Origin of the sequence: Cohnella fermenti, assembly GCF_004801405.1 — a bacterium.
GTDB lineage: Bacteria > Bacillota > Bacilli > Paenibacillales > Paenibacillaceae > Cohnella > Cohnella fermenti.
On sequence record NZ_SSOB01000044.1, the window covers coordinates 55,944 to 74,046 of the forward strand.

Annotated in this window: 16 protein-coding genes; 4 read left to right on the forward strand and 12 right to left on the reverse strand. The window is 60.0% G+C overall.

The window, feature by feature from the left end:
• Positions 1-137 precede the first annotated feature (137 nt).
• A complete protein-coding gene (locus E6C55_RS26410) occupies positions 138-1,115 on the reverse strand; it encodes an ABC transporter ATP-binding protein (RefSeq protein ID WP_136372832.1) in 978 nt (325 codons plus the stop codon).
• A gap of 204 nt (positions 1,116-1,319) precedes the next feature.
• Here E6C55_RS26410 and E6C55_RS26415 point away from each other — a divergent pair, with 204 nt between their 5' ends.
• Both E6C55_RS26415 and E6C55_RS33950 read left to right on the forward strand, forming a co-directional pair.
• Entirely contained in the window at positions 1,320-2,711 is a 1,392-nt protein-coding gene (locus E6C55_RS26415) for an amidase (RefSeq protein WP_136372833.1), read from the forward strand.
• Between the two features lie 78 nt (positions 2,712-2,789).
• A complete protein-coding gene (locus E6C55_RS33950; RefSeq protein ID WP_168735889.1) occupies positions 2,790-2,957 on the forward strand; it encodes a hypothetical protein in 168 nt (55 codons plus the stop codon).
• Positions 2,958-3,017: 60 nt separating this feature from the next.
• Here the strand turns inward: E6C55_RS33950 and E6C55_RS26420 are convergent, their stop codons facing one another.
• Entirely contained in the window at positions 3,018-3,995 is a 978-nt protein-coding gene (locus E6C55_RS26420) for a LysR family transcriptional regulator (protein ID WP_136372834.1), read from the reverse strand.
• A 45-nt stretch (positions 3,996-4,040) separates the two neighbouring features.
• Positions 4,041-4,994 carry a LysR family transcriptional regulator gene (locus E6C55_RS26425; protein ID WP_168735890.1) on the reverse strand — a complete coding sequence of 318 codons (954 nt, stop codon included), beginning with the start codon at positions 4,992-4,994 and terminating at the stop codon, positions 4,041-4,043.
• Between the two features lie 141 nt (positions 4,995-5,135).
• On the opposite strand from E6C55_RS26425, the gene E6C55_RS26430 reads away from it, so the two are divergent.
• On the forward strand, positions 5,136-5,756 hold the full coding sequence (locus E6C55_RS26430; RefSeq protein ID WP_136372836.1) for a cysteine hydrolase family protein: 621 nt from the start codon (positions 5,136-5,138) through the stop codon (positions 5,754-5,756).
• Between the two features lie 272 nt (positions 5,757-6,028).
• Here E6C55_RS26430 and E6C55_RS26435 read toward each other — a convergent pair whose 3' ends face one another.
• From E6C55_RS26435 to E6C55_RS26450, 4 genes are all read right to left on the reverse strand, one after another.
• The gene (locus E6C55_RS26435; protein ID WP_136372837.1) at positions 6,029-8,101 is read right to left on the reverse strand and encodes an ABC transporter ATP-binding protein; all 2,073 of its coding nucleotides are present in this window, start codon (positions 8,099-8,101) and stop codon (positions 6,029-6,031) included.
• Positions 8,102-8,156: 55 nt separating this feature from the next.
• Positions 8,157-9,905 (reverse strand): ABC transporter ATP-binding protein, encoded by a 1,749-nt coding sequence (locus E6C55_RS26440; protein ID WP_136372838.1) that lies wholly within the window; start codon positions 9,903-9,905, stop codon positions 8,157-8,159.
• Between the two features lie 387 nt (positions 9,906-10,292).
• On the reverse strand, positions 10,293-10,460 hold the full coding sequence (locus E6C55_RS26445; RefSeq protein WP_136372839.1) for a CxxH/CxxC protein: 168 nt from the start codon (positions 10,458-10,460) through the stop codon (positions 10,293-10,295).
• Positions 10,461-10,476: 16 nt separating this feature from the next.
• Positions 10,477-11,769 carry a S1C family serine protease gene (locus E6C55_RS26450; protein WP_136372840.1) on the reverse strand — a complete coding sequence of 431 codons (1,293 nt, stop codon included), beginning with the start codon at positions 11,767-11,769 and terminating at the stop codon, positions 10,477-10,479.
• A 177-nt stretch (positions 11,770-11,946) separates the two neighbouring features.
• Here E6C55_RS26450 and E6C55_RS26455 point away from each other — a divergent pair, with 177 nt between their 5' ends.
• Positions 11,947-12,204 carry a hypothetical protein gene (locus E6C55_RS26455; RefSeq protein ID WP_136372841.1) on the forward strand — a complete coding sequence of 86 codons (258 nt, stop codon included), beginning with the start codon at positions 11,947-11,949 and terminating at the stop codon, positions 12,202-12,204.
• Here the strand turns inward: E6C55_RS26455 and E6C55_RS26460 are convergent.
• The 5 genes from E6C55_RS26460 to yycF form a co-directional block, all read right to left on the reverse strand.
• Positions 12,194-13,000, reverse strand: coding sequence for an MBL fold metallo-hydrolase (locus E6C55_RS26460; protein ID WP_136372842.1), 807 nt, complete (start codon positions 12,998-13,000; stop codon positions 12,194-12,196). The two genes, E6C55_RS26455 and E6C55_RS26460, sit on opposite strands and share 11 nt — an antisense overlap.
• Before the next feature lie 84 nt (positions 13,001-13,084).
• Positions 13,085-13,843, reverse strand: coding sequence for a two-component system regulatory protein YycI (yycI, locus tag E6C55_RS26465; RefSeq protein WP_136372843.1), 759 nt, complete (start codon positions 13,841-13,843; stop codon positions 13,085-13,087).
• Between the two features lie 45 nt (positions 13,844-13,888).
• The gene (locus E6C55_RS26470; protein WP_136372844.1) at positions 13,889-15,172 is read right to left on the reverse strand and encodes a YycH family regulatory protein; all 1,284 of its coding nucleotides are present in this window, start codon (positions 15,170-15,172) and stop codon (positions 13,889-13,891) included.
• Positions 15,169-17,001, reverse strand: coding sequence for a cell wall metabolism sensor histidine kinase WalK (walK, locus tag E6C55_RS26475; RefSeq protein ID WP_136372845.1), 1,833 nt, complete (start codon positions 16,999-17,001; stop codon positions 15,169-15,171). The genes E6C55_RS26470 and walK overlap by 4 nt, the downstream gene beginning before the upstream one ends.
• Entirely contained in the window at positions 16,998-17,735 is a 738-nt protein-coding gene (gene yycF / locus E6C55_RS26480) for a response regulator YycF (RefSeq protein WP_136372846.1), read from the reverse strand. The genes walK and yycF overlap by 4 nt, the downstream gene beginning before the upstream one ends.
• Positions 17,736-18,103 lie beyond the last annotated feature (368 nt).

An 18,103-nucleotide genomic window follows, 5' to 3' on the forward strand; every position in this document is an offset into this window, starting at 1 on the left:
TCAAGAGCTTTCGGTCCGCAACGATATGCGGTTGTAACTTACTGGGCGAGATTCATTCGTTCAGCTTGTATAGCTGAATCCTTCCCGCTTGCTCTGCTTGCTTGTTCTTATTGCTTGTTCTGCATGCATGCTTGTTCTTATTGCGCAATCGGCTGCTCCTCCTCCAGCAAGTAACAAGCCGCCTCATGGGCCTCGCCGTAGCGAGTGAACGACGGCGTGCCTTCCCGGCACGACTCTCGGGCGACGGGGCAACGGCTCGCGAAGGAGCAGCCTTCCGGCATCGCCGTGATGAGCGGCGGCTGGCCCGGAATGGCCGGGAGCTTCCCCTTCTGTCCGCGCCGCGGTGTCGCTTCGATCAGACCTACGGTATACGGGTGTGCGGGCGCCGACAGAATCTGGCGAGCGCGTCCATATTCGACGATCTTGCCGGCATACATGACCGCAATATCGTCCGCCATCTCGGCCGCAACTCCGATATCGTGCGTGACGAGTACGATCGACATGCCGTATTCCGCTTGAATATCCTTGAACAAGCGAAGGATTTGCGCTTGAATGGTGACGTCAAGCGCGGTTGTCGGCTCATCCGCCAGCAGCAGGTCCGGCCTGCACGACAGAGCCATGGCGATGACGGCTCTCTGCCTCATCCCGCCGCTCATCTCATGGGGGAAGGCTCGCATCCGTTCCTCCGGCGATGGAATGCCGACCTTCCCCAGCAAGTCGGCAACCTGTCGCTTCGCTTCCGCTCTGCCGACTTTGCGGTGCGCGACAATCGTCTCGGCGATCTGGTCGCCGACGCGATACAGCGGATCGAGCGCAGACAATGCATCTTGGAAAATCATCGCAATCCGGTTGCCGCGAATTTGTTCCATCTCTCTGGGAGACTTCGTCAGCAGCTCCTCGCCCGCCAGCTTGATCGAGCCGGCGATGCGCGCCCCCGGTGGCTTCAGGTTCAAGATCGAGCGAAGCATGACGCTTTTGCCCGATCCCGACTCTCCGAGAATGACCAACGTCTTGCCCTTGCGTACCTGCAGCGACACTCCCCGAACGGCCGGGACGCTTCTTCTCTGAATGGAGAACTCCGTCATTAACTCGTCGATGGTCAGCAGTTCCGACATACCAGTTCCCTCCCCGCGAATGTGTTGGAATGTTTGTGTCACCAATACTAACACACTAATTTGGCATGGAGGATATCGAAACATTCTATAGCCTCTCGGGGACGCAAAATCGAAATTGTGTGTTATATTTCTTCACACCAAGGAGAGCGGACCCAAACAGCCCGCCGACCTTGAGTTCATTCTCCGAGGAGGACGATCGATCTTATGAGAACCTTGAATCACGAATTGACGTACGCAACCATTCACGAGCTGTCGGACCGTATCCGCAGCCGCGAGATTTCTCCCGTCGAGGTTGCCGAGCAAGCCATTCTGCGCATTGAAGAGGTCAATCCCGCGCTGAATGCCTTCGTCACCGTTACTGCCGAGCTCGCCATGAAGCAAGCCCGGCAAGCCGAGGAGGACATCGCCCAAGGCCGATATAAAGGCGCCCTCCACGGCATCCCGATCGTCCATAAGGACCTCTACTACACGAAGGGAATCCGGACGACCGCCAGCTCCAAGATTCTGAAGGACTTCGTACCCGATTACGACTCTACCGCAGTCGCCAAGCTGGCTGAGGCCGGGACGGTGCTGCTGGGGAAGGTTCAGACGCATGAGTTCGCTTCCGGGACAACGACGAACAGCCCGCACTTCGGCGCTTGCAGCAATCCGTGGAATTTGGCGAGAGTGCCGGGAGGCTCGAGCGGCGGCACCGGGGCGGCCGTCGCGGCCGGCATCGCTTATATGGGAACGGGCTCCGACACAGGCGGCTCCATCCGCATTCCGGCCGCCTGCTGCGGTGTCGTCGGCATGAAGCCGACCTACGGACGCGTAAGCCGGTACGGCATTGTTCCGATGGGCTGGACACTCGATCACGCGGGCCCCTTAACCCGCAGCGTCATGGATGCGGCGCTGTCGCTCGACGCCATGTCGGGCTACGATCCGAAGGACGAATCAACGGTGGATCTTCCTCCGCCAGGAATAAAGACGGAATATTCCGATAGTTTGAAGGGGGTGCGGATCGGCCTGCCAACTTCGTACTACTTCGACAACGTGGAAGCGGATGTGCTTGCCGCCGTCGAAGCGGCTATCGCCAAGTTCAAGGAGCTGGGAGCCGAGATCGTGGCTGTCGATCTTGCCAAGATCGGCTACGCCCGCACGGCAGCCTCCGCCATTCTGCTCGGGGAACTCGTTGCCTACCACGAGCCTTGGCTTAACAGCCGGCCGGAGGATTACGGAGCCGATGTGAGGATGATGCTGGAGAGCGGCAAGCAGCTTACGGCCTCGTCCTACCTGCAAGCGCAGAGAGCTCGGCACGTTCTGGTCCAGGACTTCCTCGACGCGCTGTCCGGCGTCGACGTTCTGCTCACTCCTGCGACTCCGCTGACCGCTCCGTCGGCTGACGACTTCGCCAGAACGCTGCGGCTGGCCGAGTATACGATGCCTACGAATGTGACGGGACTGCCCAGCCTGTCGATGCCGTGCGGCTTCTCGCCAGAAGGAATGCCGGTCAACCTGCAACTGATCGGCCGGCCGTTCGAGGAAGCGACGGTGCTCGGCATCGGCTACGCTTATGAGCAGAACACCGACTGGCACAAGCGCCACCCGGAGCTGTGAGCGGTTGCCGCATAAGCGGCCAATATCCGGAGCCGACATCCGGATAATTTAATTCATCATCCATCGGAGGGAACGACTATGGAACAAGACAAGACGACGCAGGAGCTTCATGGAGAAGAGAAGAAGACCAAAGACACCTTCGAGAGGTTCATGTCCGCCTCGGACAGCTTGAGCGACCTCGACTTGACCGATATCGAGCCGATCATGCCGCCGACTTACAAGGCAAGCCGGTATCGGGCGGAATGACGGAACAGCGAGCGGAGGAACAGTGGGCGGAGGAATAGGCGAGCGAGCAAGGAAGCAGCCTCATCGCGACGTTGCGGCGGCAAGCTTGCCGTACAGCGAATTCAGCCGTTCCTGAAGACAACCGAACATTGCGTCGGCGATCCGTTCCACCGGATGCGAGGAACGGTTGGAGGAGGAATACGTGAGGTAGATCGGCAGGCGCAGCAGCTCGTAATCCATCAAGGTAACATGGAACGGCAGCGGCTCGTCCAGCAAGTGAAGGATGCTGACGACGGGCAGGAACGTGAAGCCGAAGCCGCGAGCGACGATGTCCAGCGTCACCTCCACGTCATTGACGATATGGAACTTGTCCGGCACCTCACCGAACAGGCGAATCAAGGCCGGTTGCGTAATGTCGCGGAACACGAGCAGAGGAGTCCTGTCGAAGAGCACGAACGGCTTGTCGAGCAATTGTCCGACTCCGGTCATATCTTCGCCGATCGGTTCGTAGCCGGCCTTCGGATACAGCAGGACGAACCGGTCCTCGAACAGTTGGCGGGAGACGAGATTAGGCTTCTCCAAGCCCGCATACCGGACACACAGATCCAGACCCTCGCAGTCGATCAGGTTGACGAGCAGGTCCGAGGTCTTGTCGACGAACCGACACTCCGCTTCGGGGGCGGCCAGGCGAATCCCCTCGATTATCGGACGCGTCAGCGCCGGATAGACGAACGATTCGACGCCGACACGAAGCCGATCCGCCTTCGTGACGGCATCGATCGGTCCTTCCAGCTCCCGGGCTTCACGTTGGCGCAGCAAGGCCGCGGATTCCTCCAGCTCCTGGAACAACTGCAGAGAGTAGGAGAGGAAGAACCGCCCTTCCGCAGTGAGACGGATGCCTTCCCAATTGCGCTCCAGCAGCGTCACGCCCAGGTCCTCCTCCAGCTTGCGAAGCCGGGCGCTCAACGTGGGCTGCGTCACATGGAGCGCTTGCGCCGCGCGCGAAATGCTGCGTTCGCGGCTCGCAACGATAAAAGAATGCACATCAACCGTATCCATCTTTTTCTCCTCCGTTCGTTCGATTGTCCCGGAGCCGGAATCGCACTAGCCGAACCGTTCCCGCTTCTTCTTAACAATCTCGTCGCGGATGCTGTCAAGCAAGCTCTTCATCGGGATACGCTCCGCCAGCGATTCCGAATAAGTGATGTAGATAGGCGAGATTAGGAACGAAGCCGGTATTCGGATTGGCCGGAAGGTCAGCTTCTCAGGGGGCAGGTGGGAGATGCTCGAACCCGGCATGAAGGTGTACCCGAAGTTGCCGGCAAGAATGTCAAGCGTGACCGATACATTGTCGACGATGTGGAATCGCTCGGGGACCTTGCCGAACAAGTAGAGGAACACCTTCTCGGTAACCTCCCGATAGAGCAGCAGAGGGGAATTCTCGAAGAGAACGAACGGCTTGTCGAACAGCTCGCCGACGTTGCTCAGGTCGTCGCGGATATCCGGGTAGCCTTGGAGGGGCACCATCAGCACGGCCTCGTCTTCCATAATCTTGATAGAGCGAAGATTTGGCTTCGGTTCGTAGATGTAGCTGACGCACAGGTCCAACCCGTCGCTCTCCAGCATGCTCATGAGCAGATTCGAAGACTTGCTGACGAAGTTGCATTCGCTGTCCGGAGCCGCCCGCTGAATGCCGCGAATAACCGGATTCATGAAGGAGAAGTACAGGAACGACTCGAGTCCGATCCGCAGCCTCGTGTCCTTGGTCACCGCCTCGATCGGAGGGTCCGATTCGCGAGCCGCGCGCCGGCGAAGCAACGACGCGGCTTCCTCCAGCTCCTGCTGAAGCTGAACGGAGTAAGAGAGGAAGAACCTCCCTTGCTTCGTCAGGCGGACGCCTTCCCAGCCTCTCTCGATGAGAGTGACGCCAAGTCCGTTCTCCAGCTTCCGGAGCCTGGCGCTCAGCGTCGGCTGGGTGACGTGAAGCTTCTGCGCCGCTTTGGAGATGCTCTTCTCGCGGGCAACCGCGATAAAGGAATGCAAGCCTTCCATGTCCATTGTCATCCGCATCCTTTCGTTATGTTATATTTTATAACACCTGAACACAGATGAGTAGTCATTGCGGCTACAAACTCCACAAACATATCTTGGTATGCCACAATTATTCCCATTAATGATGAATCGAACGGAGGAATAGCCATGAACGCTTGGCTGAACACAACCGATGCGGCACTCGTTATTATTGACATGCAGAACGACTTCTGCCACGAAGAAGGAGCCTCCGCGAAGAGCGGCATTGCCGACATCGCCGCCTTCCAGGCTTGCGTGCCGGCAATCGAGACGCTGATCTCCTCGGCCCGCGCGGCCGGAGTTCCCGTCGTGTTCGTCTACATGACGCTGGATGGCACGACGAAGTCCGAAGCATGGCTGAATAAATTCGGCACGAACACCTCCATTATCGAGAAGGGAAGCTGGGGAGCGGAGTTCTACAAGCTGTTCCCGCAGGAAGGCGACGCCGTCGTCGAGAAGCACCGCTTCAGCGCGTTCATCGGCACCGACCTCGATCTGATCCTGCGCTCCATGAAGCGCAAGTCGATCGTGCTCACCGGCGTGCTGACGAACGTATGCGTCGAATCGACGGCCCGGGACGGCTTTATGCTCGACTACAACGTGACGATGGTCGCCGACGCCGTTGCCGGCTCGAGCCCGGCCGCCCACCAAGCGACGCTGGATAACTTCGCAGCCGTGTTCGGCCAGGCGCTGAAGACGGATGAAGTCTCGTCCTTCTGGAGATCGGCGGCCCTTCCGCTGGCCAGATAAGCCGGATAAGCCGGCTCCTCCGCCTTCCGTGCGCTCCTTGGACTTCCGTTTACTCGCCCAGACTTCCGTTTACTCGCCCAGACTTCCGTTTACTCCCCCGGAATTCCGTTTACTCCCCCGGAATTCCGTTTACTCCCCCGGAATTCCGTTTACTCCCCCGGAATTCCTCAACGGCAAGAAAACCCCGGCCGTCTCGCGACGTTCCGGGGTTTCCTTATTTCCGTTGCATTCGTTATTGCGGTTCTTGTCAGGGTTCCCGACCATTCACACACTCACACGCTCACCGCGGGAGAGAACGTTCCTCCGGCTTCCCCGGTTTCTCCGGTTCCTCCCGCTCCCCCTGCCCCGCCTTGCTGCAACTGGTACATTCCGTAGTATTTGCCCTGCACCGCCATCAGCTCGTCGTGGTTGCCCCGTTCGACGATCTCGCCGTGATCGAGCACAAGAATCTGATCGGCCTGGCGGATCGTCGACAGCCGATGCGCGATGACGAACGTCGTGCGCCCCTTCTTCAGGACGTCGAGCGCCGCCTGGATGATCGCCTCGGTCTCGGTATCGATGCTGGCCGTCGCTTCGTCGAGAATGAGGATCGCCGGGTCGTAGGCGAGCGCCCGCGCGAAGGAGATGAGCTGGCGCTGGCCTGCGGACAGCGTGCTCCCCTTCTCGATGACCGGCTCGTCGATGCCGTGGGGCAGGCTCTGGAACATGTCGTACGCACCGACATCCTTCAGCGCCTTCACGACCTTCTCGCGGCCGATCGCCGGATTGTCCAGGCTGACGTTCGAAGCGATCGTGCCGGTGAACAAGAACGGGTCCTGCAGCACGATGCCCATATGCTGGCGCAGCAGTTGCTTCGGCGTCTCGCGGATGTCCGTTCCGTCGACGGAGATCGATCCCTTCTCGATGTCGTAGAAGCGGAACAGCAGGTTCAGAATCGAGCTCTTGCCCGAGCCGGTATGGCCGACGAGAGCGACGGTCTGCCCTTGCTTCGCTTCGAACGAGATGTTCTTCAGCACGTAATCGCTGCCCTTGTACGCGAACGTCACGTCCCGGAAGACGACTTCGCCCTTGTAGCGATCCAGCTTCTCGGTCGCCACGTCGATGCCCGGTTCGTCCATCAGCTCGAACACCCGCTCCGCCGAGATGCGCGCCGTCTCCAGGTTGGACAACTGGTTGACGATACCGACGATCGGCTGGAACATCCGGTTCATGTAATCGACGAACGCGTACAGCACCCCGACGGTAATCGCGCTGCCGAGATGGTCGCCCCAGAACAGCCAGATCACAATGATAAAAATAATATTCCGAAGAACGTTCGTCAGGTTGTGCGAGGTGATCGAGTTCAGGCTCAGCATCTTGTTCTGGTAGACGTAGAACTCCTTGTTGTGCCCGTCGAATTCCTCCATCGTCGCCTTCTGCCGACGGAACGCCTGAATGATCGGCATCCCGTTGATCGACTCGTTGATCATCGCGTTGATGTCGCTGATCTTCGCGCGGATGACGCGGTTGTAACGCTCCGCGAACTTGCGGTAGATCGCGATCCAGACGAACAGGATCGGCACGAGCGGCACCGCGATGAGCGCCAGCGTCGGGTTGAGCAGGAACAGCGCGCCCAGGATCGCCGCCATATAGATCGCCCCGGAGAAGAAGTTCGCCAGGACGGCGACGTACAGCTCGCGGATCGTCTCCGTGTCGTTCGTGATCCGCGAGACGATCTTGCCCGCCGGCAGGTTGTCGAAGTATTGCACCGACAGCCGCTGCGAGTGCGCGAACACGTCCTCGCGAAGCCGCTGCACAATCTTGTTCGCCGACGTCTGCAGCAGCATTCGCTGCCCGTACGTGAACCCCGCCGCGAGCACGAGGAGGCCGACGTAGATGCCGGCGAGCGCCAGCAGGCCCGGAATCTCCGGCTTGTAGAAGCCGTAGACGTCCTCCTTGCTCAGCTTCGTCACCGCATACGTCGCGGTTGCGCCCTCCTTCGACACGACCGTCATCGTGCCGCCTTCGACCGAGCGCGTCCCGGTTGCTACCGCATCGCCTTCGTACCAATAGAAGCCGGCACCCGCCTGAAGCACGCGGGCCGGAGCGCCCTTCGCGTCGCTTGCCGCCAGATGGTGCTCCCGCTTGTAGAACTTGCCGTTATATTCGACCTTCTTGGCACTTGCCTCGTCGACTGCATACCAGGTCTTCTCGATGCCGAGAATGTTCTGGTCGATCATTCGCTTGGCGATGACCGGTCCGATCAGCTCGACGCTGACCGCAAGCAGCAGGAGAACCAGCGCCAGCACAATCTGCTTCTTGTAGAGCATGGCATATTGGAACAGCCTCTTGCCCGTCGTTCCCATCGCTTGAACACCTTCAATCTTCTTTAAGAATCTTTATAGGGATAAGCTCCGTTCGTCAAGACGCATCGACCATCGCCTCGAGCTGCTGCCGGTCGTATTGCTCCTTGTACCAGCCGCCCCACGCGATCAACTGCTCGTGGGTGCCTTCTTCGACCACCTGGCCTTCGTCCATGACGAGAATCCAGTCCGCGTGTTGGACGGCGGACAGCCGGTGCGTTGTGATGATCGTCGTCTTGCCCGCGCGTTCCGTGCGGATGCCCTCGATGATCTCCGCCTCCGTCTTCGCGTCGACGGCCGACAGCGCATCGTCGAGCATCAGAATGTCCGGATCGGCGAGCAGCGCGCGGGCGATGCTCACCCGCTGCTTCTGGCCGCCCGACAGCGCAACGCCCTTCTCCCCGACGAGCGTCTCAAGTCCCTGCGGCAGGAAGCGAATGTCCTTCGCGAACGAAGCCCGCTCCAGCGAGCGCTGGATGTCCGCCTCGGTCGCGTTCTCGTCGCCGAACAGAATATTCTCCCGTATCGTCCGCGAGAACAAGATCGGCTGCTGCGGCACATAACCGATCCAGCCGAGCAGGCGCTCGATCTCCAGCTTGTCGATCGGAACGCCGGCGATCGCAAGCTCGCCCTTCCCCACAGGATACTCGCGCAGCAACTGCTTCAGAATCGTTGTTTTGCCGCTTCCCGTGCGCCCGACGATGCCGAGCGTCTGCCCCGGCTTCAAGGTGAAGTTCACGTTCACCAGATTGTCGATCGCCGAGCTCGGGTAGCGGAACGTCACATCGTTGAACTCGATGCCCTCCGGCTTCTGCACGGCGACGAGATCCGCCCCGTCGTCGACGTCCGGCTTGTAGCCGAGCGTCTCCGTGACGCGGTCGAGCGAGGCGTTGCCGCGCTGCATGATGTTGATCAGCTCGCCGATGGCGAACATCGGCCAGATGAGCATCCCGAGGAACACGTTAAACGAGACAAGCTCGCCGAGCGTAATCTCGCTCTTGAACACGAGATAGCCGCCGTAGCACAGTCCGATAATATAGCTTAAATTAACGAGAATCTTGTTGGACGGCTCGAACAGGGAGTCGATCCTGGCGACCGACAGGTTCTTGCTGAGCACATCGTTCGTCTTGGCATGGAACCGCTCGCGGTCCGCCTCTTCCTGAACGTAAGCGCGAACGACACGAACCCCGGACACCGACTCCAGCACCTGATCGTTCAGTTCGCCGAACGCGTCTTGAGCGCTCATGAAGCGGTCGTGGATTTTCCTCCCGAGCACAGTCATGAGCAGAGCCAGAATCGGCAGCGGCAGAAGCGCCGCCAGCGTCAGCTTCCAACTGATGAGCACGGCCATCATGAACAGAATCGTCAGCATGAAGATCGATGAGTCGATCAGCGTCAGAATGCCGAAGCCGGCCGTATTCGAGATGGCCCACAGGTCGTTCGTCGCGCGCGCCATCAGGTCGCCCGTCCGGTTGCGCTCGTAGAACGTCGGCGTCATCTTCAGGAAGTGCCGCATCAGCCTGCGGCGCAGCAGCCTCTCGAGCACGAACGCCCCGCCGAAGAGCTGATACATCCATACGTACGTGACAACATAGCTCCCGATCGTAATGCCGCCCCAGATGAACACGACCTCGAGGAAGCCGTGCGTGCCGAGCGCCCCCTCGTGAATTCGATCGATCGTCGAACCGAGCAGGCGCGGAGGGATAACCTCCAGAATGCCGACCGCGATCAGCAGAATGACGGCTGTCGTGTACCTTTTCCAATGGAGCTTGAAGAACCAGCCCAACTTGCGCAATACCGTAAACACTCGTCTTGTCACACCTTTCCGCGGATAGGAATCCGCTTGAAGCCTCGCAGCTCACACCATAAACCCGATAAAAAAGAGCGTACCGCCCGCAAGCGATACGCCTCTCGCCGCCAAGGAACGTATGTTCCCTTGATACGGCGCAAGAAAGGCGCACGATTACGGGGACGTAACCATGCGCCTTGGAAGTCACACCAAGTTAGTTGTGCGCGATGGGATTACGTCGGGCCAAGCGATGGTTAGCGGGAAACGCGGGAGCAATCATTCCGTTACGCATGGGACGCAATCCTCCTTTCGAATTGTGAAATCTATTTGACACTTTATCACCGACCCTCGGGAGCTGTCAATCGGCTTTGCGAAACTTTTAAATAATTTTACACATTGCACGATTTACACGATCAGAATCTCTGCGGGACCGTCGCACCACTCGCACCGCTCGGGCGGCGTCCAGGCGCGGAAGCTCGTCTCTCCCAGATTGACCAGGTCGGGCGCGTCTTCGTATTCGTCGACGAACTTGTCGATCGCCAACTCCACATGCTCCTTGCACACGCAATACATAAGGCCTGATCTCTCCTTATTCCGAGTCTTCGTTCTTCTCCGTCAGCTTCACGGCCACCTTCTGCAGCTTCCCGTCGCGATAGAAGGATATCGTAAGCGATTCCCCGATCTTCTTATGATTATACAAGTACTTGCGCATCTCGATCGTATTCGAGATCGTCTGGTCGTCGAACTTGACGATGAGATCGTTCAGCTTCAGCCCCGCTTCCTTCGCAGGACCTACCGCTTCGAGCACAAGCACGCCCTTCTTCACGTCGTCCGGCACTGGAAGCTCGTCGATCTTCTGATCGTCCGGAATCTTCTGGGCATCCGGATCTTCTTCGATCATCTGCTGCTGCTTCAGCGAATCCAGGTAAGAGGCGTAATTCATCGAGTAGATGCCCAGATACGGGCGAAGCACCTTGCCGCTGGCAATCAGCTCTTCGACGATCGGCATCGCATCGTTGATCGGAATCGCGAAGCCGATCCCTTCGACGCCCATATCGGCGATCTTCATGCTGTTGATGCCGACGAGCTTCCCGTCCAGGTCGGCCAGAGCGCCGCCGCTGTTGCCGGCGTTGATCGCCGCGTCCGTCTGGATGACTTCCTCTTCCCAATCGTACACGCCGTTCTGGTTAAGCGAGATCGGGATCGTCCGGTGCAGGTTCGATACGATTCCCGAGGTGAGCGAATCGGCGAAGCCGAGCGGATTGCCGATCGCGATGACCGTCTCGCCCTCCTGCAGCGTCTCCGAGTTGCCGATGGCCGCCACCGTATCGATGCCCGTCGCATCGATCTGCAGCACAGCGAGGTCGGTGATCGTATCCTTGCCGACGATCGTTGCCGGAAGCATCTTGCCGTTCACCAGGACGACCTGCACCTCCGCCGCGTCTTCCAGCACGTGCGCGTTCGTCACGATGAGCGCCTTGCCCTTCTCCTTCCGGAAGATGACGCCGGAGCCGAGGCTGGCGTTCTCGAGCGATTCCTCGTCGTCCAGATCCACGTTCTGCTGCGTCCGGTTGATGATGCTCACGACCGCCGGGCGGATCTTCGCCGAGGCGGTTACCGTCCGCTCGGACGTCTCCACGATCGGCGCCGTGCTCACGACCCGCGAGCTGCCGCTGCCGGTCCCTCCGTGGCCCGCGAACAAGGTGAAGACGATGGCGACGACAAGCGAGCTGGCCAGGGAAGAGACGAGCGCCACCTTGAACATCGGTCCGTAGCGGTCCCGACTGCCGAATTCATACGAGCCTCGCCTGCCTAACCGGAATTCTCTCCGGGTCTTCCGCTTCACCTTCGTCGAGTAGAAGTCGTCGTCGAACCAGCCCATTCCTTGCACCATCCCATCCTGTGGGGAGCCTGTTCCCCAGTTGTTGCCGTCCTCTATTATATCGTCCGATCTCTCGGAATATATTTGGCGGATTTGACTAAAATACTAATAGAATTGCTAGAAGGAAGCAAGGCGCGCGCCGAACTTAATCTTATGTAAAGAAAGGGAGTTCTGCCAATGACCATTCCCCAGAAGCCTTCCGTCCCAATCAAGCCTTCCGTGCTGACCGATGCGCTTGTCGGCCTCGCCTCCCGGCTCTCGGAGCTGAAGGAGGACCACTATCGGCAGCTTGTCGTCCTCGATTCCCTCGTCGAGCTTCTGATCGAGAAGGGTGTCCTGTCCGCCGAGGAGCTGCGCCTTAAAGCCCGAACGAGCGAGATCGCGCTGGAGCTGGAGATCGGGGCCCGGACCGCGTCGTCTTCCGCTACGCCTTGACCTTGTCCCACAGGGTCGGCTTGTCGTAGTACGTCTCGCAGAGGGAGAATTCATGCTGGTGGTAGAAAATCCCGCCGTCCTCCAATACGTCGGTCACGGTCATCTTGGCGAGGTCCATCAGGTTGTGCTCCTGGCTGAGGTGGGCGAGGTAAACGCGGCGCGTCGATCCTTCCGAGAGCAGGCTGCGCAGCGCCTCTCCCGCCGCTTCGTTCGAGAGATGGCCGCTATCCCCGAGAATCCGGCGTTTGATATTCCAAGGATAACGGCCCATCCGCAGCATGTTCACATCGTGGTTGGACTCGAGCACGAGCACGTCCGAGCCGCGCAGTTGGTTCATGACCCGGTCGCTCACATAGCCGAGATCCGTCGCCAGGCTGAGCTTCGCTCCCTCGGAACGGAAGCAGTAGCCGACCGGCTCCGCCGCGTCGTGCGAGATGCCGTACGATTCGATGCGCAGATCGAACAGCTCCATGACGCCGTCCGTCTCCAGGAAGCGCCGCTGCCCGTCGTCGATCTCGCCGACATGCTTCTGCATCGCCGACCATGTCTTCTCGTTCGCATAGATCGGCAGCTTGAACTTGCGCGCGAACGCCCCGAGGCCCTTGATATGGTCGGAGTGCTCGTGTGTGACGAAGATCGCGTCCAGATCGCTTCCGGACAGGTCGCGCTCCTTCAGCAACTCTTCTACTCTCTTAGCGCTGAAGCCGACATCTACTAGAACCGTGGCCGCGCTTGACGATACGACCGTCGCGTTGCCGGTCGAACCGCTGGACAATACCGTAAACCGAAGTCCCATGTTGCGATTCCTCTTTCCCCTCGTTGCTTCTATTTCTTGCCCGTGCGGCTCTTCCCGCAAGACCGGTCCCGCTCCGCTTGCTCCCTATTCCGTCAACCCGGCCGAACCGGCCTTCTCCTTGTCCGTCACGACTTCCCCGCTGATCGCATTCACATAATACGTTTCGCCGTCATCCAGGAGGAACCTCCAGGTCGGAACGGCGAGCTGGATCTCCGAGTCGAAGATCTGCCCGTGGTAGCCAAGCTGGATCTCATGGATCGTCGCCCCGGCCGGGAGATAGCTCGCGATCAGCTTAACGAGCGCCATCGTCGCCGGCAGCGCCTTCTGGCGTTTGGAATCCTCCGGCGACAGACTGGCAACCGCGTCCTGGCGGTAGCCGGTAATCTTCTGATCGCTGTACGCCAGCTCAAGCTTGATGTCGAAGATCGGCCAGCCGTCGAACATCCGGTTGAACACATAGACGCCGTCCCGGCTGCCCGGATAATCGAACTGGTACAGGCCGAGCTCCGGAATCGTCGTTCCGAGCGCCGCCTCCAGCTCCTCTTCCGAGTACACGACCCTCGTGTTGGGCTGCGGGTCCAGCGCGATGCTTCCGTCCCCGCTTGCGTTCTCCTTCAGCGAATAGCTGAGCTGCTCAAGCATCTCCGGCGTCTCCGTCGGAATCTCGGCGTCGACACGAATTCCCTTCTGGTTCATCGTCTGCTGCGTCTCGGCAGGGAGCGAGGTCCAATCGACCGTCGAATCGATCCGCTCCCGCCACTCCAGCCACAACTGATAACCGAGCACCAGATTAAGCAGCAGGAACGCGAGAATAAGCACGCTCTTGGCCCGACCCCAGTCCATCCTCGTCCCTCCTTCCCGCTTCCGCGATCATTCGACCGTTCTCCATTATTCGACCGTTCTCATCTCGCCGCCGGCGAGCCGAATGGCCCATGTCGGCTGCAGCAGCATCGTCTCGCCGTCAAGCGTCGGCCGATAGGCCGGGAGGATCGCCTCCACCGTCTCGCCGCCCGACACCTCGTCGATTCTCTCGAGCAGCTCGCTGCCCGCCAGCAGCTTCTGGGAAGCTCCCTTCACCTGCTCCTCGCTGTCCATCACGAACATGGAACGCTCGTAGGAGGACACTTCGCCCTGCTGAATCGTGAGCTGCATATAGCCGAACCGGAACCCCCCGCCCGAGACGATCGGCAATCCGGCGTAATACTGCTGGAACTTGATGACACTGTCGCCCACCGGCCCTTCGGAACGGACGAGCCGATGCGTCTGATCCCATCCGCCGTGCTCGTTGACGAACTGAACGGACGACTCGATATTGTCGGACAGGTCGTTCCGGGCTTCGGTCGCCGCGACGAGGTCGGTGTACGACAGCCAGCCGACGTCCGTCTCCAGCTTCAAGCCGCGCTTCCAATCCGTATAGATCTGCGTTCCGTCCTGGCGGTCCTGAATCGTCCGGGTCGTGCTCGGGTCGGTGAACAGGTTGCGCTGGAGCTGATCGGACGTATACGAGGTGAAGGGAACCCTCAGAATATCGTAGCTCTTCGCCTCTTCCGGCAAGTAGATGCCGTCTTGCCAGTACTTGAACGGGGTCCAGTATTGACCGAAGCCCGTGAACTGCTGAACGTCCTGCACGGTGAGGTCGGCGCGAAGCGCCTCGTAGACGTTGCGGCCGTCGGAGCTGAAGAAGAACGTGCGCACCTCTTCCCGATCCTGCCGGGCGAAGATCCAGATCCGGTTGACCCGGTCGGACGAGAACAGGAAGTCCGCGTCGATCTCGAACACGCGCTCCAGCAGCTCGAACGGAATCGCCGTTCCGAAGCGGACCTCGATGCCCAGATCGCTCTTGCGAATCTGATCCCAGTTGATCTTGTCGACCGAATCGCGCTGGAAGCCCTTGAACTTCCGGCTGAGCAGCCTGTCGAGCACCATGTCGTAGAACGTATCGTTCGGGTAGAAAATCGTATGTTTATCGTCGCCCATATGAACGACCAGTTGTTCCGGGTACAGGAGGTTCTCGAGCTTCTCCTCCGGGCCGAGCGGATCGGTGCTGACGTAGTTCTGCTCCGTCTTCACGTTCGCTTCCAGACTGGGCATGCTATACGCGAGGAAGTAGCTCTGCACGAGACTGACGATGACAAGCAGCGCCAGGATGACCGACTTGAGACCTTCGATCACGGCTGCTCACCCCCTTCTTGCGCCATCGGCAGCGTAACGGTAACCGTCGTTCCGGCGTTCGGCTCCGACTCGATGCCGATCGTGCCTCCGTGGGCGCGGACGATTTCCCGGGCAATGGACAGCCCGAGGCCGGTGCCGCCCATGCTTCTTGAGCGGGCCTTGTCCACCCGGTAGAACCGATCGAAGATGTGCGCGATATCCTTCTTCGGGATGCCGATCCCGGTATCCTTCACCGAGATCGACAGTTGGCCGGCGCCGGTCAGCTTGGCCGACAGCACGATCGAGCCCCCGTCGAGCGTATACTTGATCGCGTTGGACATCAGGTTGTCGAGCACCTGGTCGATGCCGTCCCGGTCGATCCACGCCTTCTGGAGCCCCGGCTCCACCTGCACCCGAACCGTAATCGCCTTCTGCCTGAGCTGCAGCGAGAAGCGGTCGACGACGTCCTCCGTCATCTCCGCGAGGTCGGTCGTCTGGCGTCGCAACTGCGCCTGGCGGGAATCGAAGCGGGACAGATGCAGCAGATCGGTCACGAGCCGGATCATCCGCTCGGTCTCGCTTCGAATGACCCCGACGAACCGCTCGGCGAGCGGCGGCTCCTCCATGGCGCCGTCGTCGAGCGCCTCGGCATAGCTCTTGATCGTCGTCAGCGGCGTGCGCAGCTCGTGCGATACGTTCGCGACGAACTCGCGGCGCGTCTGCTCCAGCTTCTCCGACTCGGTGACATCGTGCAGCACGGCGATGGAGCCGACAACGCCCTTGTCGCGGCGCCGGATCGGCGTCAGCGTCACCCGGAACACAAGCGATTCCTCATCCTCCGGCTGACGGCGAATAAGCAGAATCGATTCCTTGCCTTCAAGCGCCTCCGAGATCGGCTCCTTGTCGATGACAAGGCACTCGGAGGCGGTGCGGCCCTCCAGGTCCTCGAGACTGAGCATCGTCCGCGCGCGGCGGTTCGCCACGATAACGCGGCCGATCTCGTCCGTCGCGAGCACCCCGTCGCTCATGTTCGACAGAATCGAGCTCAGCTTCTCCTTCTCTTCCTCGTTGATGGACAGCGCCTCGCTCAGCCGGTCCGTCATCTCGTTAAACGCGAGGCTGAGCTGGCCGATCTCGTCCTTCCCGAGCACGGGCACCCGCTCCTCGAAGCGGCCCTCCGCCACAGCCGTCGCCTGGCGCGTCAGCGCCTTGATCGGCTGCGTGATCGTGCCGGCGATCAGAATGCCGAGCAGCGCGGTGAGACCGAGCGCGAGCAGCATCCCCGTGACGAAGATCTGGTTGACGCGCTCCACCGTCTGGTACAAGTCCTTCATCGACGCCACGATGTAGACCGCTCCGACGACCTTATCCTTGCTCTCGTTCATGACCGGCTTCACGACGATCTTCTTCCGGATATTATCGGTATCGATGATCTCTTCGGTGTTGTCGTTGATTCCTTGCAGCGCGCGGCTCACCAGGAGCGAGGTGTTCTTCCGGCCCACATAGGACTGATGCTCCTCCAGCGAGGTGGCGAGCACCCGGCCGCTCGCGTCGAGCACTTGCGTCTCCACGCCGCTGATGTTGAACAGATTGCCGACCAACTGGACAAGCTCCGATTGGCCCCTCTCCTCCGCCGATCCGGCATCCTCCTGATTCGTAATCGCCGATCCGGCCAGAACGGTGAGCATCTGCGCTTGCTTGTTCAGATTGTCCGTGAACGACTCGATAAGCGAGTTCTTCATCGTGCTGACGAAGTAGACCCCGATCAGTTGCAGGGCGATCAGAATCAGCAGAAGCACCATAATAATCAGCTTGGCTTGAATCGTGCGGAACGAACGGAGCAGCTTCATCCCCCGAATCCGCCCGTCGCCATCTTCGGATTGCGCATCAGGTATCCGAGACCGCGCCGGGTCAAGATGATCTCCGGACGGCTCGGGTCATCCTCGATCTTCTCGCGCAGGCGGCGGATCGTGACGTCCACCGTGCGCACGTCGCCGAAGTACTCGAAGCCCCATACCGCTTGAAGCAGGTGCTCGCGCGTCATCACCTTGCCGCTGTTGCGAGCCAAGTAATGAACCAGCTCGAACTCGCGATGCGTCAGATCGAGCGGCTGCCCGTTCTTGTACACCACGTACATGTCGGTGTCGATGAACAGATTAAACAGCTTCAGCCCTTGGCGCTCGCTCTCCGCAGCGTCCTCTTCGCTCCGCGCATCCAGCTTCCGCTGGCGGCGCAGGTGCGCCTTCACCCGCGCGAGCAGCTCGCGCGTGCCGAACGGCTTCGTCACGTAATCGTCGGCGCCGAGCTCCAGCCCGAGCACCTTGTCCAGCTCCGTGTCCTTCGCCGTCAGCATAATGATCGGCGTGGACAGCTTGCTGCGAACCTCGCGGCAGACGTCCATTCCGTCCTTCACCGGAAGCATCAGGTCGAGCAGAATCAGGTCCGGGTCGATCTCGAACGCCAGGCGGACGGCTTCCCCGCCGTCGAACGCGCAGACGACCTCGTACCCTTCCTTCTCCAGGTTAAACTTCAGAATATCCGCAATCGGACGCTCGTCGTCCACTACTAATATTTTCCCAGGCATATCGCAAGGCCTCCTGTACTAGGGAAGCATTCATAATCCTCTCTATTCTAACATAACAGACAAGCCCCGCGAAGCGGCGGCGGAAGCGGTTCCTCGCGCGGCCCTTCCCGACCGGCAACCGGCTGTCGATTCTCCTTGGCCCGCACGCCGCCGGCTTGAAGCCTCTCCGGCGGTCCCCTAGATGCCGAAGGCGCCAAACGACGCCCCCCGATTCGGCGATTCAAACGAGGTTGTGGAGTTTTATCCTAAATCCCCGGCCAAATTATAACGAGGTCGGGGGGGCTATTTCTAGCGCTTCATAGATTTCCAGCTGGCGCTTGGTGATCTCCCCAAATCGCAAGTCGTGGCCTGACCGTTCGTAACATTCG